This is a genomic window from Paenibacillus sp. sgz302191 (assembly GCF_057749925.1).
The window spans coordinates 32602-55277 of record NZ_JBYLHY010000010.1 but is presented as its reverse complement, the minus strand read 5'-3'; the positions used below and the strand labels follow the sequence as shown (position 1 = coordinate 55277).

The following is a 22676-nucleotide window of genomic DNA, read 5'->3' as shown; positions in this document are numbered from 1 at the left end:
TTCTTCACCCGTCGGGTGCGAGCGGCGAAGCAATGCGCCGGCTTATCCCGTTGGCCTCTGACAAGCTGGCGCTTGGCGGGCAGGCGACAGCTTACGTTAATCCCGATTCTATTGATCGGTTATTTATTTTGGCTGGATTGGCGCCTGGCGGCGGTGCTGCTTATTCCGATCGGCGTCGGCTTGTGGCTGCAGGCTCGTATGTTCAGCAGTGAAAGCGGACAACAAGCCTATCGGGAATTTCAGTACGCGGTGGAAGAAATGAATGCAACCGGCGTGGAGTATGTTCGGGGAATGCCCGCAGTAAAAATATTTGGCATTAGGGCGGATTCCTTTTTAACGTTCAAGCAAGCCGTTGTCAAATATCGCGATATTACCCTCCGCATTACGGATTTGAGCAAGACGCCGTATAGTCTCTTTTTTATTCTAGTGAGCTCTTTGTTTACTTTTGTTGTGCCCATCGGTATCTTGCTGGCAAGCGGTCATTCCGGAAGTCAATCCTTTGCCGTTACGCTTATTTTGTTTCTGATCATTACACCAAGCTTATCGGTGTCGTTAATGAAACTTATGTACATAGGGAGCGGAATGAGAAAAATGTGGAAGGCAACAAGCGGATTGAAGCTGTTTTTGCCGAACCGATTGTGACGGAACCTGCTTTTCCCCGAGTTCCTGTTATGTACGATATCGCCTTTCATCATGTTTGCTTCGCCTATGAAAAGAAAGAGAGCAAGAATTTTAAGCCGGTGCTTACAGATATCCATTTTGTCGCAAAAGCGGGTGGAATGACCGCTTTGGTCGGTCCTTCGGGCGGCGGGAAATCGACGATTGCCAATTTGCTGCTGCGTTTCTGGGATGCTCAGGATGGAATGATCGCAATCGGCGGCGTTCCGATTCGCGAAATCGGTACGGAAATGTTGATGGATATGGTCTCCTTCGTGTTTCAGGATGTGCATCTTTTCTACGATACGATTGAAGCGAATATTCGGATGGGGAATACGGCAGCTTCCAAAGAAGCGGTCATTGCGGCCGCGAAGACGGCCTGCTGCCATGAATTCATCGAGAAGCTCGCGGACGGATATGACACTAAAATCGGCGAGGGAGGGACTTATTTATCCGGCGGAGAAGCGCAGCGGATTGCCATTGCCCGGGCGCTCTTGAAAAATGCGCCCATTCTGGTGCTCGACGAAGCGACCGCATATGCGGATGCGGAGAACGAAAAGAACATTCAGCAGGGCCTGGCCGAATTAGTGAAGGGGAAAACCGTCCTCATGATCGCTCACCGCCTGTCTACTATACGCGCGGCGGAGCAAATTCTGGTCGTGAGACAAGGCGAAATTGCAGAGAGGGGAACACATGACGAGCTGCGGGCATTAAACGGGTTGTATGAACAGATGTGGCAAGCTCATATCAGTGCGGCTTTCTGGAAACTGGGAGCAAAAGGCAACGCGTCCGCCGCCGCTGCCGCCGCCGCGAAGGAGGGCTCGGGAAATGAATCATTACTTTACTAATATTTCGGGAGGAAATGTCAGAAGCTTATGGCCTTCCGCTTTTGCGGTTTTGCTGGACGGAATCGCCAAGGTAATTCCCGCAGCGCTCCTGGTCGACGTTTTCAATACGATTTATCATTCCTTCGCTGAACCGGAAGCGGGCTTGAATACCGGACGGTTGTGGGCGGTGTACGCGATTTTGTTCGCCTGGCTGATCGTTTCGTATACGACCTATGCCTTGCTCTACAACAAATCATTTAAAACGGCATATCGTCTGGCGGCGTCCGGGCGGTTGAAACTGGCCGAGCATTTGCGCCATCTTTCGTTAGGTTATTTCGGCAAACGCGATCCGGGGGATATGACCAACTTGCTGCTCGGCGACTACGGGCAAGTCGAACATACGATTTCGCACAATGTGCCTCAGCTCGTTAGCGCGATTGTGCTGCCCGTTCTTGCATTGGCAGGACTCGTCTTTTTGGATTGGAAAATGGCATTGGCTATGTTCGTCGCGGTTCCGTTCGGCGTACTGCTGCTTTGGCTGACGGATGCGCTCCAAGCGCGTTTAAGCGAGAGCCATGTCAAAGCCAAGAATGAAGCTGCCAGCCGGCTTCAGGAATATTTGGCCGGAATACGGGAGATCAAAGCCCATAATATGGGAGGCAAACGGTTTGAGCGATTGCGTCTTTCCTTTGACCGGTTGATGCGTGCGTCCATCCGCTTGGAAGGCGTCATAGGTCCTTTAATTATGGGGGCGATGCTGCTGACCCGTTCCGGGATGACGATCATGATTTACGTCGGCAGCTAACTGCTCGTTGGCGGAACGCTCTCGCTTCCCGTCTTTCTCCTGTTCCTGCTGGTGGGGACGCGAGTATTCGAACCTTTGATGGTGGTGTTGATGAATTATGGCGAAATGCGGTATTCCGCTTATAGCGCGCAGCGCATCATGGACGTGCAGCAGGAGCAGCCGATGCAGGGGACTGCAAGCATCGAACCTCATGGGACGATTGTTTTTGACCGGGTCACATTTGGTTATGACGCCAACGCGCCTGTCCTGAGGGATCTGTCTTTTACGATTGAACCGAATACGATTACGGCTTTGGTCGGACCGTCAGGCAGCGGGAAGAGCACGATAACACGATTGATTGCGCGATTTTGGGATGTTCAGCAAGGTTCGATCAAGATTGGCGGCCAATCCATTCAACATGCCGATCCGGAGCGCCTTTTAAAGCATATTTCCGTGGTGTTTCAAGATGTTTACTTATTTCAGGACACTATCGGCAACAACATTCGAATCGGAAAGATGGACGCTGCGCCACAAGAAATTGAAGAAGCGGCCAAGCGCGCTTGCTGCCATGAGTTCATCTCCCGATTGCCGCAAGGCTATGATACGCCGGTAGGAGAGGGCGGTTCGACATTGTCCGGCGGAGAGAAGCAGCGGATTTCCATAGCCCGCGCATTGTTGAAAGATGCGTCGATTGTGCTGCTCGACGAAGCGACCGCCTCGCTCGATCCGGAAAATGAGACCGCAGTGCAGCGGGCCATCAACGAGCTGGTGGCCAATAAAACGGTCATCATCATTGCGCATCGCCTGAAGACGATCCAACATGCGGACAAAATCCTTGTGCTTGACCAGGGCCAACTCGCTGAAGCAGGCACTCACCGCGAATTATGTGCAAAAGAGGGACTCTATGCAAATTTATGGCGTTTGCAGCAAGATTCCTACGGATTGCAGGTCAAATAAAGGAAGAGGATGGATTAGCCAAGGAAAAGTCACCGTACTTGTTGCAACACGTGTACAATTTGCAGATCAAGTACTAAATAAAGATTTGTATAAGAAAATGAACGTAAATGAATTGTTTGTTTTGGCGTGTGCACTTTACGGGCATTGTAGAATGCTACTCATCGAAAAAGGACCGCTAGAGGTTTGGATAAGAGATTATTCTTAGAAGAGTTATTTAAACTGGTAACCTTCAAAGACTTGTAATCCCTCTTTATTTAAAACATTTTCTATGACTAATGGTTTGTTAGGGCTCTTTTGAAAAACCTCTTTACAAGATATCATAATATTGCTGCCAGCAATTTCGGCTAACTGATCATGCGATACACTATAAACAATTTTTCCTAAATTAGACCATACCATTGCTCCTGAACACATCACACATGGTTCGCAACTGGTGTATAAAGTGTAGGATTTAAGATCGGAAATATTCTGTTCAATACAGAACTTTCTGATAAGTCCTAGTTCTGCATGATGTGTTGGGTCACAGTGACTATTGATTTGGTTTTCGCCAACCATAACAATTTCGTTGTCTTTTACAAGTAATGCTCCAAATGGTTCATTTCCATTATCTCTAGCTTGCTCTGCAAGTTTGATTGCTTCTGCCATAAAGTGTTCATCAGTTTTTATCATGTATTACTCTCCTTTATTTCAGAAAATTAACTTTCGGGTTGAAATGGAAAAGGTCGAATTTATGGACAGGTCTACCTCTCCATTCCATTGTAAAGGATTTTTTTTACGTGCAAAACCAAACTAAACAGAATCTTGTGAAGATTTCGAGAATATTAATGCAGCGCTAGTGAGAAAAAATAATGATTGAGGGATACTTCACACCAAAAAATTTAGAGATCTATAATCGATCTTTATTAAGAAGCTCCGAGGCGAGTTCGATGCATGAATAGGCTGTGATTTTGGGGTCTGCTGCACGTTATAAGAAGATATAGGGTCTTCATAAATATGCAGCAGGCGGTCTACACCAAGAGGCTGCGCTCGTCTTTAAAGTTTAAATGAAATTTTTGTCCATCGCCTTGACAATCAAGGTCGCAAACAAGCTGTTGGACCAGGCAAACCAGTCACGGGAGAAATCTGCCGGATTATCCGGGTGGAAGCCCTCGTGCATAAAGCCGGTATCTGCGTCCGTATCGATTAACACTTGAATCAACTCTTTGATCTCCTCTTCATTATCAGAGGTCAGTGCCTGCATGGAGAGTGCCATATGCCATACATAGCCGCCAGGGGTATGGGGACTGCCTATGCCTTTGGCGTGCTTGCCCTCAAAGTAGAACGGATTATCGAAGCTTAGGGCGAAGCGGCGCGTATTCTGATAAATCGGATCGTCCGTGCCTACATAACCGATATAAGGGATGGAGATAAGCCCAGGTGTCCCCGCATCATCCATCAGGCAATAATTGCCGAAGCCATCCGTTTCATAAGCGTAGATTTGACCATGAGTCGGGTGATTCACGATACCGTAATGGCGGATGCCAAAATCGATCTCTCTACGCAGCTTGTCTGCCCGCTCTGCAAGACGCTCATCCTTATAAATCTCGGTGGCAATTTCGATAATATGGCCCAGCACAACGACAGCGAACATATTCGAAGGGATGTTATAGCCAAACACATTGGCATCATCACTAGGGCGAAAGCCCGACCATGTCATCCCCGTGTAGTTAGCAGGCATGCCGTGTCCATCGTTCGGCAGAGTTTCTGTTTCTTGTTTGGTCTGCCTGATGAAATGATAGTTGGAACGCTCTTGATGACGCTGCTCAGTGATCATGACTTCGACGATGGAGGTGAGGGCTTGATAACATTCATGGGTGAATATATCGCTTTGTCCCGCTTCCTTCCAATAGGAGTATATAAGCTGAACGGGAAAACAAAGCGAGTCCAGCTCGTATTTGCGCTCCCACATCCATGGATTCAAATTGCAATCGTCGGTGTCGCGATAGTGGCGATCGTTGGCCGTTTCATTAAAAGCATTGGTGTACGGATCCATATTAATATAGAAGATTTGTCTGGCAATCAGACCGCCGATGATGCGCTGCAGCTGCTCGTCGTTTTTGGCAAACGGAATGTAATGGCGAACCTGCTCAGTTGAATCACGCAGCCACATGGCTGGTATGTCTCCAGTGAATACAAACGTCGTACCGTCATCCAATAATTTGGTTGTTGTTTCTAGTGTGTTAGGGAACGTATTTCGAAATAATTGCTGCAGCTTGGGACGATGGGCCAGACGCTTGTCGGCTTCCTCCAGAAAAGTTGTAATCGATTTTGGCAATGTCATTTTATTAGCCTCCTGAAAGTTGGTCATGTCCTAACTTGACTTACCCAACAGGATGGCACAAGGTCATCAGAACGGCAATATGTATAATTTGCAGGCCAGGAAATGGGTTCAAAAACAACACAAAAGCGCTTACAGCGCTTTGCTGTAAGCGTGTTAAATTTGCTATGGTACAGCGGTCAAACCCAGTAACATAAAGGGTTTGGCCTTTTTTTGCCGTTTGCTGCAAATACCACATATTTTATCCTGCTCAGGTACCTGCCTATAATGTGTAGCAGAGTGGTACAGGAACAGGAAAGGGGCATCAGAAAATGAACGGTAGAGGACAGCAGGCTTTACGGACGCCTCCGCTGCGAGCATCAGGCGGGATCGCCAAGCGAATGAAGCAAAACTGGGAATTGTACTTATTTATGCTTCCCGCGTTTGTATATTTTGCGGTATTTCACTATGGACCGATGTACGGAATTCAAATTGCATTCAAAAATTTCGTTCCATCCAAAGGTATTTTTGGCAGTGAGTGGGTCGGCTTTCAGCACTTTGAACGGTTTTTTAATTCGCATTATTTTTGGGATTTGCTCTGGAATACGCTGAGTATCAGTTTCTATGAGCTGGCCCTAGGCTTTCCGCTGCCAATCATTCTGGCATTGGCATTTAATGAAATCCGCAACGGTTATTTCAAGAAAAGCGTGCAAACGATTACTTATGCACCGCATTTCATTTCTATCGTGGTCATGACCGGGATGATTATTTCATTCCTTTCTCCGTCGAGCGGGATGCTTATTCGCGGGCTTGAGGCACTTGGCATCGATGCACCGCAGTTTCTTAATGATCCTGCTTGGTTTAAGACGGTCTATGTTATTTCTGGCGTATGGCAGAATACAGGCTGGGGAACGATCATTTATTTGGCTGCGCTATCAGCGGTTGATCCGCAGTTGCACGAGGCGGCCATTGTAGATGGAGCAAGCAGATTCAAACGGCTGCTTCATATTAACCTGCCAACCATTATACCGACCATTACAATCCTGCTGATTTTGAACACAGGCAATATCTTGGGTGTTGGCTACGAGAAAATTTTACTGCTGCAAAACTCGTTGAATCTGGAAAGCTCAGATGTCATTTCGACCTTCGTCTACCGATCAGGTCTCGTAAGCGCACAATACAGCTTCTCAACTGCCGTAGGGTTGTTCAATTCGATTGTTAATGCTCTCATGTTGATTACGGTGAACCAAATTGCCAAACGTACAAGTGCAACAAGCTTATGGTAAAGGAAAGGAGAGGTTTAAAATGGTGAAGTCGATGAGGAAATCCACCTCGGACAAGCTGTTTCTGGCAGCAAACTATGTTTATTTGGCCCTTGCGCTCATTGTTGTGCTATATCCGCTTATCTATATCGTCAGCGCTTCGATCAGTACGCCGAAGTTCGTCAATTCGGGGGAAATGTGGCTGCTGCCCAAAGGTCTGACGCTGGATGGCTATAAGCTTGTTTTTTCGAATCCTAAAATATGGAACGGCTATGGCAACACAATCCTCTACACCGTAGTTGGGACATTGCTGAACCTGGCCATCACTTTGCCGGCAGCCTATGCCCTCAGTCGCTCCGATTTTGTGGGACGCAACTTTTTTATGGCGATGTTTCTCATCACGATGTTTTTTAATGGCGGCTTGATCCCCCTCTATCTGACAGTCAAAAATCTGGGGCTGATCAATTCGATGGGAGCGTTGATTCTCCCTGTTGCGGCATCCGTATGGAATATTATTGTGGCCAGAACCTTCTTCCACTCCACGATTCCGAAGGAGCTGCAGGAGGCTGCGCATATGGATGGCTGTACGAATCTGCGGTTGTTCTTCCAAATCGTGCTGCCGTTGTCCGGTCCGATTATTGCCGTTATGGCCTTGTTCTATGGCGTCAGCCACTGGAACAGCTATTTTCCGGCTCTTATATACCTGAATGATGAAATGAAATATCCTCTGCAAATGGTGCTGCGCCAAATATTGGTGCTGCAGGAGATGTCGGCGGAAACGACGGGGGCGGCCATCAGTGGCGACATTGCTCAGGCTATGAACAACAAGGCTGAAATTGCGTCATTGGTCAAATATGCCGTTATTATCGTATCGATCCTGCCGGTTGTCGTTTTGTACCCGTTTTTGCAGCGATATTTTGTTCAAGGGGTCATGATCGGTTCTGTCAAAGGCTAGAATCACCGTCACAAGATGGTAATAGATGCATACGGGTACGGCTTTGCCTTGCTTGGTGAGGCCAGTTATTTCGCAATCATTTGTTATAGCGTTATGATTATATGAAAAGGGAGGATTTACGATGCAGAACAAGAAAAAAGGCGCGGCAGCGCTGTTGTCTGCTGCTCTAGCGGCAGGCTTGCTGGCGGGCTGCGAAACGTCGAATGACAAACAAAAGGCAGAGGTTGAGGTAGAGGTAGCGAAGGAAGGCTTTCCGATTGTAAACGAGCAGATTTCGTTAACGCTGACAGCGCCTGATGTCGGCATTCAGAATTGGAAGGATATGAAAGTCCTGCAGGAGATGGAGAAGCTAACGAACATCAAGATGGTATTTAACAATGCACCGAAGGAAAGCTTTAATACGAGGAAAAACCTTATTTTCTCCAGCGGTGAATATCCGGATGTATTCTACGCAGCGGGGCTTACTCCTGCTGAGCAAATGAATTACGGCAAGCAGGGAATTCTGATTCCGCTTGAGGATCTGATTGAAAACTACGCTCCAAACGTCAAAAAGGTATTGAAGGATTATCCAGAGGTGCGCAAGTCCATTACGGCTCCGGACGGTCATATTTACTCCTTGCCGGTTATCGAGTTCAATCAGCCATGGTACCGCAATCCGATGTGGTACAACGGCGATTTTCTGAAGGCGCTTGGCTATGACAAGCTGCCGGAGACAACGGAGGAGCTGTACACGTTCCTCAAGCGTGTAAAGGAAGAAGACCCGAACAAAAACGGGGCTGCCGACGAGGTGCCGCTGACATCCGTCAATCTGCGTGATATTCGCACTTGGCTGCTTGGAGCCTACGGTATTTACGAGGAAGAAATCTATGTCGACGATAGCGGCGTCGTTCATTACACGCCAATTGAGGATGGCTATAAGGAGTATTTGATCTTCCTGAACCGTCTGTGGACGGAGGATCTGCTGGATCACGAGACGTTCTCGCAGACTGCAGAGCAGAAAAAAGCCAAGGCCCAAAACAATCGGGTCGCGCTGTTCTCCGATTGGAATGCCTACATGACCTTGGGCGGCGAGCCGAGCACAGATGATCCAATGTTCCTGCCGGTCAAGAGTAAGATGGTGGACAAGGCTGTCATCGCAAAGAGCAAAGGCGTAACGACTGGAGCTTTTGCCATCTCCAAAACCAACGCTTATCCGGAAGCTTCGATGCGTTGGGTGGACTACATTTATGGATATGAGGGCGCAATGCTATTCAACAAAGGGCCTGAGGGCGTTCTGTGGGAGTACACGGATCGCGACAGCTTGACCAAGAAATATTTGCCGGTTCCTGGCGGCGGAGACCGTGAAGATTATCGTGCAACGCTAACGCCGAACTACGGTATTCCAGCACCGACGATTTCGATTCCTGAAATTCAACGGGGACTGACCACCAAATTTGATGAGTGGGTTGCGAATGAATCCAAGACCAAGCTATTGGATAATGGCTCACGGATTCCATACCCTACTTTGTTCCTCACTGCAGAGGAGCAAGCGGAGGTAACAACGCTGACCTCGGATCTGACTACGTATGTACGTCAAATGGAAGCCAAATTCATTACGGGCGCTGATACGTTTGACAAATGGGATAAATATATTGCGACTGTAACCAAAATGGGCGGCAATCGCATGAGCCAAATCTATCAAGCCGCTTATGACAGATGGAAGCAAAGCTAACGATTAGAGCTTAAACAGCTATTCCAAGCGAACCAAGGCTATCAGATAAAAAGACAATCAAGATGGATTGCATTCGCCGGCTGCGGCTTCATCCGCAAACGGCATATGGCATGAAATCCGATGGTTAGGAGAGGTGTGCTTCCAGGTGGACAAAGACAACAGGCAGGCTGAAGCGGGGAGGAAGGCGCAGGAGCTGCTCGCTCGCATGACGATCCCCGAAAAAATCGGACAATTGATACAGCCTTTGGCTGGAAATGCTATGAGAAGCAGGAGGATGGAAGCATCCGCCTGACAGACGAGTTCAAGGAGCAGCTGCGGCAAGGAGCGGTTGGTTCGCTGTACGGCGTGCTGCGGGCAGATCCCTGGACAGAAGTTACGCTTGCAACAGGACTGTCTCCCGAGCAGGGGGCCAAGGCTATCAATGACATTCAGGAATATGCGATGCAGCATTCCCGCCTCGGGATTCCCGTGCTGTTCGGCGAGGAATGCTCACATGGACATATGGCGATCGGAGCGACGGTATTCCCTGTACCGATTCTGCTGGGCAGCTCCTGGAATGTAGAGCTGTACAAAGAGATGTGCCGTGCGGTTGCTCTGGAAACTCGCAGTCAGGGAGGCGCCGTGACTTACTCGCCGGTGCTTGATGTTGTCCGCGATCCACGGTGGGGCCGAACAGAGGAGTGCTTTGGCGAGGACCCTTATCTCATCTCCGAGTTTGCAGTTGCGGCAGTTGAAGGTCTGCAAGGCGAGGATCTTGCTGACGAGAACAGTCTGCTTGCAACGCTCAAGCATTTTGCAGGTTATGGCAGCACAGAAGGCGGACGCAACGCACAGCCCGCGCATATGGGGCTGCGCGAGCTATGTGAGGTCGATTTGCTGCCTTTCCGCAAGGCGGTTGAGGCCGGAGCACGCTCCATTATGACGGCTTACAATGAAATTGACGGCATTCCATGCACGAGCAGTCCTTATCTGCTTAACGAGGTACTGCGGCAGGAGTGGGGATTTGACGGTTTTGTCATTACGGATTGCGGTGCGCTGGGGATGCTTGTGAACGGGCATAATGTCGCAGCCAGCGGCGAGGAAGCGGTCAAGCTGGCGCTGGAGTCCGGAACGGATATGGAGATGTCCGGAGAGATGTTCAGCAATCATCTGCTGGCCGCGATTGAACAGGGGCTGCTCAGCGAGGAGACGCTGAATAAAGCGGTTCTGAGAGTGCTGCGCTTGAAGTTTGAGCTGGGATTGTTTGACCGTCCTACGGTCGATCCCGCGAAGGCAGCGCAGGTCATCGGCAGTTTGGAGCACAAGCAGCTGGCTCGCAAAATGGCGGTTGAAGGTATTGTACTGTTGAAGAATGAGCGTCAAACCTTGCCGCTGAACAAGAATATAGGCAAGGTTGCTGTAATTGGTCCCAACGCCAATGCTCCATATAATCAATTGGGAGACTATACTTCGCCTCAGGAGGAAGGCCAAATCTCCACCCTTCTGGACGGTGTGCGAGCTGCGCTCGGCGGGGAACGGGAACGTGTTCTGTATGCTCCCGGCTGCCGCATTAAGGAAGAGGCACGGGAAGGTTTCGCAATTGCGAGCGACTGTGCACAGCAGGCTGATGCCATTATTGTGGCAATCGGAGGCTCAAGCGCCCGGGACTTTGGCGAGGGAACCATCGATTTGGGGACGGGCGCGTCTGTAGTGACCGACAACGCTCAGAGCGAAATGGAGTGCGGAGAAGGCATTGACAGAATGACGTTAAACTTGCTCGGCTCACAGCTGGAGCTGGTGAAGGAATTACGCAAGCTGGACAAGCCGCTTATCGTTGTTTATATAAACGGCCGTCCGATTGTCGAGCCGTGGATCGTGGAACAGGCCGATGCGATTGTTGAGGCCTGGTACCCGGGACAAGAGGGCGGGCATGCTCTCGCCGATATTCTGTTCGGTGACGTTAATCCATCCGGCAAACTGACAGTGAGCATTCCTAGACATGTTGGACAATTGCCAGTCTACTATTACAAGCGCCGTACACGGGGTAAACGTTATCTGGAAATGGACTTCGAAGCGCAATATCCGTTTGGCTACGGGCTTAGCTATACAAGCTTTGAATATGCAGAGCTGCGAATCGAGGATGCTGCAGCAGACGAAGACGGTTATGCGGCGGCGGTTGTAAACGTGCGAAATAGCGGCCAAATGGCGGGGCAAGAAGTTGTGCAGCTGTATGTTACAGATCATGCAGCCACGGTTACGCGCCCGCAAAAAATGCTCAAGGGCTTCCGAAAAATTTGGCTGGAGCCGGGAGAGAGCAAGCAGGTGCGCTTCGTCATTGGAAGGGAACAGCTGGAGTTTGTCGGCCAGCAGCTGCATCGAGTAGTCGAGGACGGCGATTTCACGATTATGATCGGGTCAAGCAGCTTACATTATCTGGAGGCGCCGCTGAGCGTCAGTTCGGAGGGGAGATTATCTTGAAATCCATTCATCGTTTTGTCCGCTGGCTGGAGCAGCGGCAATGGCTGGAGCACATACAGCTAACCCATTGGCAATTAAATAAGCTGCGTTATATCGAGCCTGGAGTCTATGAGCCTATCTCGGAAGGCTGGGCTTTGACCGAGCTTGCCCAGCTTAATGACGGGCATGGCACAACCTATATGCTGCGTCATCAGGCTGCATTGCCTGAAGGCTGGCAGGCAGGAGAGGCCGCCCTTCTGTATTATGGCGGCGGCGAAGGCCTGCTGCGACTGGGCGGAGCGCCCTATCATGGTCTGGATAACAATCATTGGTTTGTGCCGCTACCGAAATCTTGTCAAGCCGGCGACGAGCTTGATCTGGAGATCGAGCTGTATGATCCAATCCCTGAGCCGGTAGACCCGCTTAACCGGCAATCCAAACAAAAGCCGCCGATCAACGGCGTTTCGGTCTCGCTGGTACAGGTCAATTGGCCAGTCTACCAGCTGCTTCATACCGTACGCGCGGTGCAGGAATCGGCAGCATTGCTGCCAGAAGGAAACTTGCAGCGTACCCAGCTATTCTTGGCGTTGGAGGAAGCTATCGCCAGTCTGTATGAGCCGGGCGGAGATAGTTCCATTGATCTGTCCGCTTGCCAGCAGGCGGACGCTGAGCTGAGAAAGGCAGCGGAGGCAGCGCGGCAAGCATGCGGCAATAACGGACTGATGCATATGGTTGGCCAATCGCATATCGATATTGCCTGGCTATGGCCGATAAAGGAAACCGTCCGTAAGGCAAGCCGCACCTTCTCCACCGTCTGCGCGCTGATGGATCGTTATCCGGATTTTTATTATTCGCAAAGCCAGCCCATTCTGTATGCGTTCGTTAAGCAAAACTACCCGGAGCTGTATGAAAACATCAAGCGACGGATTGCCGAAGGACGTTGGGAGCTCGTAGGCGGCATGTGGGTTGAGCCGGATTTGAATATACCAAGCGGAGAGTCGCTTGTTCGTCAAATCCTGATCGGCCAAAGATTCTATGAGGAAGAGTTCGGTCGGCGCTCCACTATTGAGTGGCTTCCCGATACCTTCGGTTACTGCGCGTCGCTGCCGCAGCTGCTTAAGCAGGCCGGGATCGATTATTTCATGACGACCAAGCTTGGCTGGAATGATACGAATGAGTTCCCGCATACGCTGTTCAACTGGGTTGGCATTGACGGCACCGGCATTGTGGCTTATCAGAATCACGGCTTGAACGAGCATACTCGTCCGCAGGATGTGCAAGAGCATTGGCAGGCCTATAAAGAGAGGGATCGGCACGACGAGCTGATGCTGCTGTATGGCCATGGTGACGGGGGCGGTGGAGTCACGCATGAAATGCTGGAGTACATCGAGCGCTCCGCCTGTATCCCTGGCCAGCCACAGGCCATGTATTCGACTGCGCGCGAGTTTTTTGACGGTATAAGCAGCAGGGGGGTCAAGCTGCCGGATTGGCATGGCGACTTGTATTTGGAGCTGCATCGTGGCACCTATACGACACATGCCAAGAACAAGCGAAGCAACCGTCAGGCCGAGCAGCTGTATCGCGCTGCCGAAGTGTGGCTAAGCCTCTCCGGCCTGCTTGACCCGCAGCGCCAAAGTCAAGCCGGGAAGCGGCTGGAAGAAGGCTGGAAGCTGCTGCTGCTCAATCAGTTTCATGATATTATTCCAGGCACCTCCATTCCGGAAGTGTACGAAACCTCATCCAAGCAGTATGAGGAGATTATGAGACTGGGCAATGCTGCTCTGGAGGAAGCAATGGGGATGCTGGCCGGCCGTATGCAAACGGAGAACGAGGGAGTTGCCTACGTTGCTTTTAATAGCCTTGGCTGGGCAAGGGATGGAATGGTGTACATTCCGCTTCAGTCAGTAATGGAACAGCTGGCGGCTTATGATGCGGATGGCGAGCTGTTGTGTCGTATAGAAGCCCCATCGCAGCCGGGAGAAGCTGCACAGCTAGCTGTGCGGACGGGAACGATTCCTGCATTCGGCTGCAAAACGTTCTGGCTGCGCCCGGTGAATAGCGATCCTCAGGATATGCGCTCTGATGCGGAACAGCAACAGGCTGCGGAAGCTGATAAATCTATTGGCATCGGCGTATTTGAAACCGATTATTTTACGATTGAACTGGATGAGCAAGGGCTTATCAGTCGTTTGTACGACAAGTCTTGCGATCGCGAGCTGCTGCAGGCAGGGCGGCGCGGCAACGAATTGCAGCTTTTCCATGATACGCCGCTGCTGTGGGATGCATGGGACATTGCACATGATTACGAGAGCAAGCGCGCAGACGCGCAACAGCTGACGGGCTGGCGGATACTGGAGCATAACACGGACCGTATCGTAATCGAGCTGAATTGGCAGCTGAGCCAGTCGTGGATCAGACAGAAGATGATCATCCCGATTCATGATCGCTGCATCGAATTCCGTACTTACGTCGATTGGCGGGAGAATCATAAGCTGCTTAAGGCTGCCTTCCCGCTTGGGCTGGTAAGCGGCAAAGCGACCTATGAAATTCCGTTTGGCGCATTGGAGCGCACGACCCATCGCAACACAAGCTGGGAGCAGGCGCAATATGAGGTATGCGGCCACCGCTGGGCGGATTTGTCCGAGCATGGATATGGCGTAAGCCTGCTGAATGACTGCAAGTACGGCTATGACGTTAAGGACGCCGTCCTGCGGCTGTCGCTGCTCCGCGCACCGGGCTGGCCGGATGCGGGAGCCGATCGGGGCGAGCATGTGTTCACTTATGCGCTATATCCGCATGAAGGCAGCTGGCAGCAGGCCCAGACAGTTCGTGTCGCAGCCGGGCTCAATGAGCCATTGCGGGCGATTAAGGCTGATTCTACTTCCGCTACCGTCAAGGAAAGCCTAGGCTTCGAGCATTCCTGGATTGATCTTGCAAGCGATCAGGTCATTCTGGATACGGTGAAGCCGGCGGAGGACGGCACAGGAATCGTATTGCGGCTGTATGAAGCAGCTGGCGGCCGTTCGGAAGCTATTATCGGCTTAAGCGGAAAACTGCTTGCCGCCGGTGAGCGGTTTGCTGTCACGGAAGTCAATATACTGGAGGATCGACTCGCGGACTTGACGATGAGCGGCGACGGACTCCGGCTAAGCTTCAAGCCCTTTGAGATCAAAACGATTAAAATAACGACATCATTATAACTCGGCGTCCTCTCGGAAAACAGTGGTTCATATAGGCAACTGAGAGGGAGAGCGCCTGGGCAGGAGGAGAACGACCATGCAAATTACGAGGCATCCGAACAACCCGATTGTTGTGCCGGGAGGATATGACTGGCGGAAGGTAACGGTTTTTAACCCGGCGGTTATCATTGATAACGATAAATTTTATATGATTGAAAGAACCGCGGAGTCGCTGACGCCTTGCAAAAACTTTTTAGGCTTGCTGGAAAGCGAGGATGGCGTGAACTTCACCCATGTGAAGGACGAGCCGATTGTAACGCCGGATATGCTCGGTTTTCCTTATGGAAGCGTACAAGACCCGCGTCTGGTCAAGATTGACGGTACCTTCTATCTGAACTATGCGCTGCGTCCGTGTGCGATGAGCTATTATCCGACAGGCGCTGGCGTACCTGCCAGATCCATTCCCGAGTACCCGGATGGATGGGGGGAGCAGGAGGGGCATTGGCTGACTCGCTCTTCCATTCTTAAATCGCAGAATTTGCTGGATTGGGAGTTTGTTGCTGACACTACGCCGCTGGATATTAACGATCGCGACAATATTTTGTTCCCTGAGAAAATTAACGGCAAGTTCGTCCTGTTTCGCCGTCCGGAGGAATATGTAGGCGAGCAGTACGGGACAGAAAAAGCGGCTATGTGGATTACCTATTCCGAGGATCTGATCCATTGGGAGGAGCCAAAGCTGCTTATCAAGGGGGAAAATCCGGAGTGGGAATCCCGCAAAATCGGTGGCTCCACACCTCCAATCAAGACTGACAAGGGCTGGCTTGTGCTGTATCATGGCGTGGACGAGGAGATCGTGTACCGTGTTGGCGCTGTATTGCTTGATCTGGAAAACCCGGAGAAGGTGATCGCGCGTACCCGTCATTTCATTATGGAGCCTGAGGCTTATTATGAGAAGTTCGGCTTTCAAATTCCTAATGTCATCTTTCCGACAGGCAATGTCGTCAAGGATGGGCTGTTATACATTTATTATGGCGTGACCGATACGGCGATTGCACTGGCCACAGTGCCGCTGGATGAATTGGTAGAGTACATTCTGAACGAGCCGGCGCAATAACAGCATAGTAGGGGCAAGTGATCCGGCTGCGGCCATTCACTTGCCCCTGGTCTGTTTGGGCTGCTAATAGGAAGGGGTATTGCTCTGACAATGCTGCTTGCGGAATTGCCCCGGGGTCAACCCGCTGTCCTTCTTGAACTTGCGGATAAAGTTCGGAGCGTCCAGATAGCCCACCTGCTCGATAATAATTTGGAGCGGATCGTTGGTAGCGATAAGCAGTCGTTTCACCTCGTTCATGCGCAGCAGCCAAATATAATGTGTGAAATTCATACCCGTTTTTTCTTTGAAGCTACGGCTAAGATAAGAAGTGGATACCGAAAAGCGCAGGGCAATATGCTCAAGGCTCAGCGTATAATCAGCATAGTTCTGGTCGACGTAGGCAACTAAATCATCAATCAATGAGGGCTGGCTCGTTTCCGTCTGATGGTTGACCTGCCTGCAAACCTCGCCGGCCAGTACGGCCAGCTTGTTCTCGAATTCCTCGAGCGTGTCAAAGGAAGCGAGCGCAGGCACACGGCCAAACACATCGCCCATGCCCAAATCGGCTGCGGTTCGTAAAATCGTGTTGAGTATGTCGAAGCACATAAGACGCAATATTGGGACCGAAAGCGACTCCTGCTTGATTTCCTGCACCATGCCGGACAGCATGGACTGCGCTAGCGGTTCGTTTCCTTGCTTTAGGCTTTGCTCCAGCTTAAGGATCGTTTTTTTGGACAGCCAGAACGTTTCCTGCGACACGGCCTGCTTATTCTGGAGATGATCAAAGAAGGTGATGCCCGGCTCTCCCGGCTTCCGATAATCAAGAGCGGTGGAAGCCTCAATAAAGGATTGGTTGATCTTTGACAAGCTGGGATAAATCGTGCCCACGCCTATATGCGGCAGCGTATCCGTCTGCTCCAGCAGCATCGCCCGAATGTCCTCAAAAAGGCGGTTAATCGCAGCCTCCTGCAGTTCGGGGCTTTGGTCTGGCAGCAGCACCATAAGCGCAAAACGGTCACGGACGGAAAATTCGACGCCGTATACTTGAATCCCCAGCTCTGGAAATGACAGCTGGCTAAGCAACTCCAGCTGCAGCATATGATCCGGCTGCCCAGGCTCATCTTCCTGCGGAGAATCCCATGAGAGCACAGCCGAGAAATAAGCTCCTCCGGCATCAGGCGGCTCAAGACCCGTTTCCATGATCATCCGTTCAATCTCGGGATCGTTTGGTTTGCCGTGCTTCAGCAGCAGCAGCAGGCATTGATTGCGGACGAACGGCGTCTGCCAGTGAATACGCGCCTTATAGTCGCGAAAGGTCTGGGTGATCCATTCCCATTCGTTACGCACCTTGAGCGCTTCATCACGGCCGCCCGTTTGCAGCCTGGCAAAGTCGATTAGATTTTTGATCGGATGATACTGGCGTCTCGCCAAAATAATGGCCGCCACAATGCCGGTCAGAGCCGCGATAGCAAATACAAGCATGATCAGGGTTTGGATGTGAACCACACTCTCAAAAAACTGGTAGGTCGGCATAGTGGTCGCATAGCTCCAGCCGTTCTCGGTGGATTTGACAGCAACGACGGATTGCGCTTCTCCGTCCAGACGGATACTGTAAATGCCTGTCGCAAGCTCTGCAATGTCAGTCAGCGCCTCCCTAGAGAGCGATGTGCCGTTCGTATTGGACGTCAGCACCTCGCCGGTGGGGGACAGAATGTAGCTGTTGCCCTTGTACTGGTTGAGTATGGTGTCCATAAGACCGGTAAGCTTGGCTTCCTTGAGCAGAAACATGACCGCTCCGTACGGGTAGGGATCATTGGGCTTGATCGGGATGAGCAGTGTAAGCAGAGCTTCCTCCCGCGAATAAATGGAGACAGGCTCGGCGGGACGAATAAGTGGAACAACGGATTCGTTAAGCGCTTTCACCAAGCTTGCGCTGCTCCAATTATGATATTTGTACACCCGGTTGAAGAGGGTTGTAGGACTGGTCATGCCTTCGTAGGAATAGATTTCATTCCTGTCATGGTAATAGAGAAAGAGCTGCTCCACAATGCTGCTGTTGGCCGTGTAGCTCGCGAGCGTGTTGATGCCTTCTCGACTGCGATAGGGATCGCTCATCATATAGGGAGTCAAATGCTCGTCATAGGATATGCGGCTGGCGATTTCGTAGAGATCAGACATATGGCCATCAATCGTCAGCTTGACTTGCGTCAATTGGTTAAGATTGGCCCGTTCAATTTCAGAGCGCAAATTGTAGGCTGCATTTTCATAAATAAAGATCGTTACGACTGTAAGCGGAACCAGAAACATGACAATGTATGAAGCCGCATATTTGAACAACAGGCGCGACTTGTATTGGCTCCAATATTTGCTGATGTACTGAGTCAGTGTATTTGCTTTTATTTTGAAATGATGCACAAGAACGCTCCTTTTTCTTCATCCATTTAAACATTATAACGTTATATTTATTTTAATGCTAGATTGTGTTAAGCTGTTTTTTGAAAAATAGTTAGGCAGCAGCTTTTCGAATGGGCATAGGGTTAATGAGCCAGAGAGGGGCAGAGATGAAGTGAAGGATTTTATTTTGCACAATATCAGGCTATTGTCAGGCGAGAAGGCGGCGATTGTAGTCAGCGGAGGGCGGATTATCGATATAGCGCCACAGCTCCCGGCAGATGCGGCAGGTTGCAGAATGGATGGCAGGGAGGCCTACGTTTCCAGCGGCTGGATTGATTTGCACGTTCACGCGGATGCCGCCCTGGAGCCGTACGGAGATGAAATCGACGAGATTGGCATAGCACAGGGCGTTGCCACCATTGTGGATGCGGGCAGCTGCGGAGCCGATCGCATCGGCGGTCTGCATGCAGCAAGCCAGAAAGCGCAGACCCATGTGCTTGCCCTGCTGAATGTATCGCATATCGGCCTGACACGGACGGATGAGCTCTCGCAGTTGGCCTGGTTAAACGAGCAGCTGCTGCGTGAAGCGGCCGAGCGGTATGGCGAGTTTATTGTGGGCTTGAAGGCGAGAGTCAGCAGCAGCGTAGTCAAAGAACAGGGAATTGAACCGCTGCGTCTGGTTCGCGGCTTTGCTGATCGGCTGGACTTGCCTCTAATGCTGCACATCGGCTCGGGGCCGCCTTCTATCACAGAGATTCTGCCTTATTTGCGCGGCAATGATGTCATTACGCATGCTTTCAACGGCAAGGCTAACGGCTTGTTTGACGAGCAGGGGAGAGCGATTCCCGAGCTTGTCGCCGCAATGGAGCGCGGAGTGCTGCTGGATGTCGGCCATGGCACGGCAAGCTTCTCGTTCAAAGTGGCGGAGCGCGCGCGCGCGGCAGGGTTTGCACCAGATACGATCAGTACGGATATCTATCGCGGCAATAGGCTGCATGGGCCTGTGTACAGCATGGCGCATACGCTTGACAAATTTCTTCTCCTTGGTTATTCGCTTGAAGATACGATTGCACGGGTGACAAGCAGGCCCGCAAGCTGGCTGAAGCGTCCGGAGCTTGGGCGGATACAGAAGGGTGACATAGCCAATTTAACGATATTTACCGTGCAAGAAGAACAGGTGCCGCTGACAGACTCAGAGGGAGAAACTCGTCTGGGGATGCAGCATATCAGACCGGAAGGGGTAGTTGTAAATGGCAATTACATTGCAATCTAAATATGGCCTCAAGCGAGTGGTGAATGCCAGTGGGCGCATGAGCATTCTTGGCGTATCCGCACCGACGGATAACGTGATGGAGGCGATGAAGCAAGGCGGTCAGAGCTATGTTGAAATCGCTGAGCTGGTAAAGCGTTCCGGCGAGCATGTCGCTTCGGTTATGGGGGCAGAGGGAGCGGTCGTTGTTAATTCGGCGTCTAGCGGCATCGCGTTGTCTGTTGCGGCTGTTGTGACAAGAGGGGCGGAGCGTGCCTCCCTTCGGCTTCATCAGGATTCCATATTGAAAAATGAAATCATTATGTTCAAGGGACATAATGTCCAATACGGGGTGCCGGTGGAAACGATGATTTATTTAGGCGGGGGGCGGCTGGTCGAGGTTGGCTACGCAAACGAAGGACGAGCGGACCATCTTGAGCAGGCGATTGGCGAGCGCACCGCGGCTATCCTGTTTGTCAAATCACATCATTGCGTGCAAAAAAATATGATCAGCCTGGCGGAAGCGCAGCAAGTAGCCAAGCGTCATGGGGTACCGCTCATTGTGGATGCAGCGGCGGAGGAGGATCTGTATAGCTACGTCAAGCTTGCGGATTTGGTCATCTACAGCGGCTCCAAGGCTATAGAAGGACCAACCTCGGGGATTGTGGCAGGTCGCAGGCTGTATGTGGATTGGGTACGCATGCAGCTTCACGGAATCGGTCGCAGCATGAAGGTGGGCAAGGAGGTTGTGTTTGGACTGCTGGCCGCGCTTGACGAATATGTGGTCAAGGAGGATAAAAGCGAGCAGGAGAAGCAGACTCTGGAGCAGCTGAAGGTGCTGTCGGATTTGCCGGGAGTGGATGTGACTATCGTTCAGGATGAGGCTGGACGTTCTATCGTCAGAGGCAGGATTCGGCTGGATGCATCTGTCGCAGGTATTAGCGCAGCTGAGGCGAACGATCAGCTTCGTGATGGGGACATTGCGGTGTATACACGGGATTATGGCGTGCGCCAAGGTTACTTTGATCTGGACCCGCGCTCCCTTCAGGGAGATGATCTTGAAGTTATCATTGAGCGGATACAACAAATTGTAGGAGGGGCAACACATGTCTAAGCTGGAGAAGCGTCTATACAAAAACAGGGCGGCACTTAATGTGCTGACAGGATCATTGGAAAATACCAAGCAGGTTTTCACTGCGGCAGAAGGACATGTCGTCGTTGGGATTTTGTCCAAAAGCTATAGCACCGTCGAAGCGGCTGTGGAGGCCATGCGTGCCCATGGAGCGCACATTGAGGACGCGGTATCGATTGGACTGGGCGCAGGCGACAACCGCCAGGCGGCGGTTGTGGCGGAGATCGTCCGGGAATATGAGGGCGCGCACATCAATCAGATTTTCCCTGCTGTAGGAGCTACCAGAGCTAACCTTAAGGAGCGTGCGGGCTGGATCAATGCGCTCGTATCTCCATGCGGCAAGGCAGGCTATGTGAATATTTCAACCGGCGTCCACAGTGCGCCACTGGAGCAGAAGGCGATTGTGCCTGTAGAAGCGGCTATTGCGCTGGTTCGTGATATGGGCGGAAATGCCCTGAAGTATTATCCGATGCATGGGCTGCGTTACGAGGAGGAGTACCGTGCTGTGGCTGCGGCCTGCGCCGAGGCGGGATTTGCGCTGGAGCCTACTGGCGGCATTGATCTGGACAATTTTTCCGATATATTGGAGATTGCACTGAAGGCCGGTGTGCCTCAAGTTATTCCACACGTGTACACTTCGATTATTGACTCGGCTACTGGTGAAACAAAACCTGAGCAGGTAAGGCAACTGCTGGATTTTCTCAAGCAATTGGTGGATAAATATGAGTAAAATTGCTGCGTTCGGCGAGGTCATGATGAGGCTTGAAACACCTGGCTACAGTACGCTTGCGCAGGAGAATCAGCTTAAATATTCCTTCTCGGGCAGCGGTGTCAATGTACTTTCAGCTTTGTCCCGGTATGGTCATGAGACTTATCTCATTTCTGCGCTGCCGGACAATGCGTTGGGCGAGGCGGCCGTAGCGAATTTGCGCAAGCTGGGATTGTCCATCCGTCATATTATGCGCTCGGGGCAGTATCTGGGCATGTACTTCTTGGAGAAGGGATTTGGCGCAAGGGCAAGCAAGGTAACGTACAACGACCGCTTAGGCAGCAGCTTCAATACGGCAACGTTCGGCGATCAGCGGCTGGCGGCAGCCGTCGCAGAGGTGGAGGTGCTCCACTTTTGCGGCATTTCGCTGGCAATGAACGATCAGGTGCGCAGCAGCATGCTTCGTCTTGCCCGGGAAGCCAAGCGACAGGGACGGAAGATTGTATTTGATTGCAATTATCGGCCGACGCTGTGGGGAAAAGATGGCTATGAGCGCGCAAAAGGTCATTATGAGCAGATGCTGCAGCTTGCGGATATAGTCATGATGAACGAAAAAGATGCCATGCTTGTGCTGGGGATGCCGACAGCTGCGCTTGAGCGGGAGCAGCAGTTGAAGGAGTTGCTTCCGGCAGTGGCGAAACAATATGATATCCAGACGATCGCGGGCACTCATCGCCGCATTAATGGAGACAATACTCATTCGCTAAAGGGCTTTATATTCAGCAATGAGCGTCTCGTTATGGGCAAGGAGCATAGCTTCTCTGTCCACGATCGCGTAGGAGCGGGCGATGCTTATGCCAGCGGTATTATAGACGGCCTGCTGCGCGGGTTTCCTGTGGAGCAGGTGGTTGAATTTGCAGCGGCAGCTGCAAGGTTGGCACATACGATTCCGGGAGATACGCCGCTGTCGACGCGCGAGGATATAGAGAAGGCTATCCATAACGAAACAGGAGATGTGGAAAGGTAGGGGAC

15 protein-coding genes and 2 pseudogenes are annotated in these 22676 nt (G+C 51.3%); 13 read left to right on the top strand and 4 right to left on the bottom strand.

Features of this window, described 5'->3' with window-relative positions; translation table 11 throughout:
- Positions 1 to 72: 72 nt before the first annotated feature.
- The 3 genes and pseudogenes from AC3G2T_RS16325 (at position 73) to AC3G2T_RS16315 (ending at position 3225) form a co-directional block, all read left to right on the top strand.
- The gene (locus AC3G2T_RS16325) at positions 73 to 642 is read left to right on the top strand and encodes a hypothetical protein (protein WP_488436166.1); all 570 of its coding nucleotides are present in this window, start codon (positions 73 to 75) and stop codon (positions 640 to 642) included.
- Entirely contained in the window at positions 594 to 1505 is a 912-nt protein-coding gene (locus AC3G2T_RS16320) for an ABC transporter ATP-binding protein (RefSeq protein ID WP_474681832.1), read from the top strand. Before AC3G2T_RS16325 ends, AC3G2T_RS16320 begins: the two co-directional genes overlap by 49 nt.
- Positions 1486 to 3225, top strand: a pseudogene (locus tag AC3G2T_RS16315) (ABC transporter ATP-binding protein). Before AC3G2T_RS16320 ends, AC3G2T_RS16315 begins: the two are co-directional and overlap by 20 nt.
- Positions 3226 to 3435: 210 nt before the next feature.
- Here the strand turns inward: AC3G2T_RS16315 and AC3G2T_RS16310 are convergent.
- The 3 genes from AC3G2T_RS16310 to AC3G2T_RS16300 all read right to left on the bottom strand — a co-directional run bounded on the left by AC3G2T_RS16310 (position 3436) and on the right by AC3G2T_RS16300 (position 5780).
- Complete coding sequence (locus AC3G2T_RS16310; protein ID WP_474681831.1) at positions 3436 to 3894, bottom strand: nucleoside deaminase; 459 nt, start codon at positions 3892 to 3894, stop codon at positions 3436 to 3438.
- A gap of 370 nt (positions 3895 to 4264) precedes the next feature.
- Positions 4265 to 5545: a glycoside hydrolase family 125 protein gene (locus tag AC3G2T_RS16305; RefSeq protein ID WP_474681830.1), complete on the bottom strand. Its 1281-nt coding sequence runs from the start codon at positions 5543 to 5545 to the stop codon at positions 4265 to 4267.
- A 40-nt stretch (positions 5546 to 5585) separates the two neighbouring features.
- Positions 5586 to 5780, bottom strand: a complete 195-nt coding sequence (locus AC3G2T_RS16300; RefSeq protein ID WP_488436165.1) for a hypothetical protein — start codon at positions 5778 to 5780, stop codon at positions 5586 to 5588.
- 73 nt (positions 5781 to 5853) lie between these two features.
- Between AC3G2T_RS16300 and AC3G2T_RS16295 the strand changes: the two genes are divergently transcribed.
- From AC3G2T_RS16295 to AC3G2T_RS16270, 6 genes and pseudogenes are all read left to right on the top strand, one after another.
- The gene (locus AC3G2T_RS16295) at positions 5854 to 6807 is read left to right on the top strand and encodes an ABC transporter permease (protein WP_474681829.1); all 954 of its coding nucleotides are present in this window, start codon (positions 5854 to 5856) and stop codon (positions 6805 to 6807) included.
- Positions 6808 to 6826: 19 nt separating this feature from the next.
- A complete protein-coding gene (locus tag AC3G2T_RS16290; protein ID WP_474681828.1) occupies positions 6827 to 7738 on the top strand; it encodes a carbohydrate ABC transporter permease in 912 nt (303 codons plus the stop codon).
- Between the two features lie 121 nt (positions 7739 to 7859).
- Positions 7860 to 9449: a type 2 periplasmic-binding domain-containing protein gene (locus tag AC3G2T_RS16285; RefSeq protein ID WP_474681827.1), complete on the top strand. Its 1590-nt coding sequence runs from the start codon at positions 7860 to 7862 to the stop codon at positions 9447 to 9449.
- A 205-nt stretch (positions 9450 to 9654) separates the two neighbouring features.
- Positions 9655 to 11906: pseudogene (locus tag AC3G2T_RS16280) on the top strand (glycoside hydrolase family 3 N-terminal domain-containing protein).
- The gene (locus tag AC3G2T_RS16275; protein WP_488436164.1) at positions 11903 to 15085 is read left to right on the top strand and encodes an alpha-mannosidase; all 3183 of its coding nucleotides are present in this window, start codon (positions 11903 to 11905) and stop codon (positions 15083 to 15085) included. The pseudogene AC3G2T_RS16280 and the gene AC3G2T_RS16275 overlap by 4 nt, the downstream one beginning before the upstream one ends.
- 76 nt (positions 15086 to 15161) lie before the next feature.
- The gene (locus AC3G2T_RS16270) at positions 15162 to 16181 is read left to right on the top strand and encodes a glycoside hydrolase family 130 protein (protein WP_488436163.1); all 1020 of its coding nucleotides are present in this window, start codon (positions 15162 to 15164) and stop codon (positions 16179 to 16181) included.
- A gap of 63 nt (positions 16182 to 16244) precedes the next feature.
- Here AC3G2T_RS16270 and AC3G2T_RS16265 read toward each other — a convergent pair whose 3' ends face one another.
- Positions 16245 to 18575 carry a helix-turn-helix domain-containing protein gene (locus AC3G2T_RS16265; RefSeq protein ID WP_488436162.1) on the bottom strand — a complete coding sequence of 777 codons (2331 nt, stop codon included), beginning with the start codon at positions 18573 to 18575 and terminating at the stop codon, positions 16245 to 16247.
- A 151-nt stretch (positions 18576 to 18726) separates the two neighbouring features.
- Here AC3G2T_RS16265 and AC3G2T_RS16260 point away from each other — a divergent pair, with 151 nt between their 5' ends.
- The 4 genes from AC3G2T_RS16260 to AC3G2T_RS16245 are packed head-to-tail and all read left to right on the top strand — an operon-like array spanning position 18727 to position 22671.
- A complete protein-coding gene (locus tag AC3G2T_RS16260) occupies positions 18727 to 19827 on the top strand; it encodes an amidohydrolase/deacetylase family metallohydrolase (protein ID WP_488436161.1) in 1101 nt (366 codons plus the stop codon).
- A complete protein-coding gene (locus AC3G2T_RS16255) occupies positions 19805 to 20917 on the top strand; it encodes a DgaE family pyridoxal phosphate-dependent ammonia lyase (RefSeq protein WP_488436160.1) in 1113 nt (370 codons plus the stop codon). The genes AC3G2T_RS16260 and AC3G2T_RS16255 overlap by 23 nt, the downstream gene beginning before the upstream one ends.
- Positions 20910 to 21665 (top strand): 2-dehydro-3-deoxy-phosphogluconate aldolase, encoded by a 756-nt coding sequence (gene dagF / locus AC3G2T_RS16250; protein ID WP_488436159.1) that lies wholly within the window; start codon positions 20910 to 20912, stop codon positions 21663 to 21665. The genes AC3G2T_RS16255 and dagF overlap by 8 nt, the downstream gene beginning before the upstream one ends.
- Positions 21658 to 22671: a sugar kinase gene (locus AC3G2T_RS16245; protein ID WP_488436158.1), complete on the top strand. Its 1014-nt coding sequence runs from the start codon at positions 21658 to 21660 to the stop codon at positions 22669 to 22671. The genes dagF and AC3G2T_RS16245 overlap by 8 nt, the downstream gene beginning before the upstream one ends.
- Positions 22672 to 22676 lie beyond the last annotated feature (5 nt).

What these genes read in the sequence shown, in the direction of transcription:
- AC3G2T_RS16270 (WP_488436163.1), top strand. Translation starts at nt 15,162, where the DNA reads ATGCAAATTACGAGGCATCCGAACAACCCGATTGTTGTGCCGGGAGGA.
- AC3G2T_RS16245 (WP_488436158.1), top strand. Translation starts at nt 21,658, where the DNA reads ATGAGTAAAATTGCTGCGTTCGGCGAGGTCATGATGAGGCTTGAAACA.
- AC3G2T_RS16285 (WP_474681827.1), top strand. Translation starts at nt 7,860, where the DNA reads ATGCAGAACAAGAAAAAAGGCGCGGCAGCGCTGTTGTCTGCTGCTCTA.
- dagF (WP_488436159.1), top strand. Translation starts at nt 20,910, where the DNA reads ATGTCTAAGCTGGAGAAGCGTCTATACAAAAACAGGGCGGCACTTAAT.
- AC3G2T_RS16300 (WP_488436165.1), bottom strand. Translation starts at nt 5,780, where the DNA reads ATGTGGTATTTGCAGCAAACGGCAAAAAAAGGCCAAACCCTTTATGTT.
- AC3G2T_RS16255 (WP_488436160.1), top strand. Translation starts at nt 19,805, where the DNA reads ATGGCAATTACATTGCAATCTAAATATGGCCTCAAGCGAGTGGTGAAT.
- AC3G2T_RS16310 (WP_474681831.1), bottom strand. Translation starts at nt 3,894, where the DNA reads ATGATAAAAACTGATGAACACTTTATGGCAGAAGCAATCAAACTTGCA.
- AC3G2T_RS16290 (WP_474681828.1), top strand. Translation starts at nt 6,827, where the DNA reads ATGGTGAAGTCGATGAGGAAATCCACCTCGGACAAGCTGTTTCTGGCA.
- AC3G2T_RS16295 (WP_474681829.1), top strand. Translation starts at nt 5,854, where the DNA reads ATGAACGGTAGAGGACAGCAGGCTTTACGGACGCCTCCGCTGCGAGCA.
- AC3G2T_RS16305 (WP_474681830.1), bottom strand. Translation starts at nt 5,545, where the DNA reads ATGACATTGCCAAAATCGATTACAACTTTTCTGGAGGAAGCCGACAAG.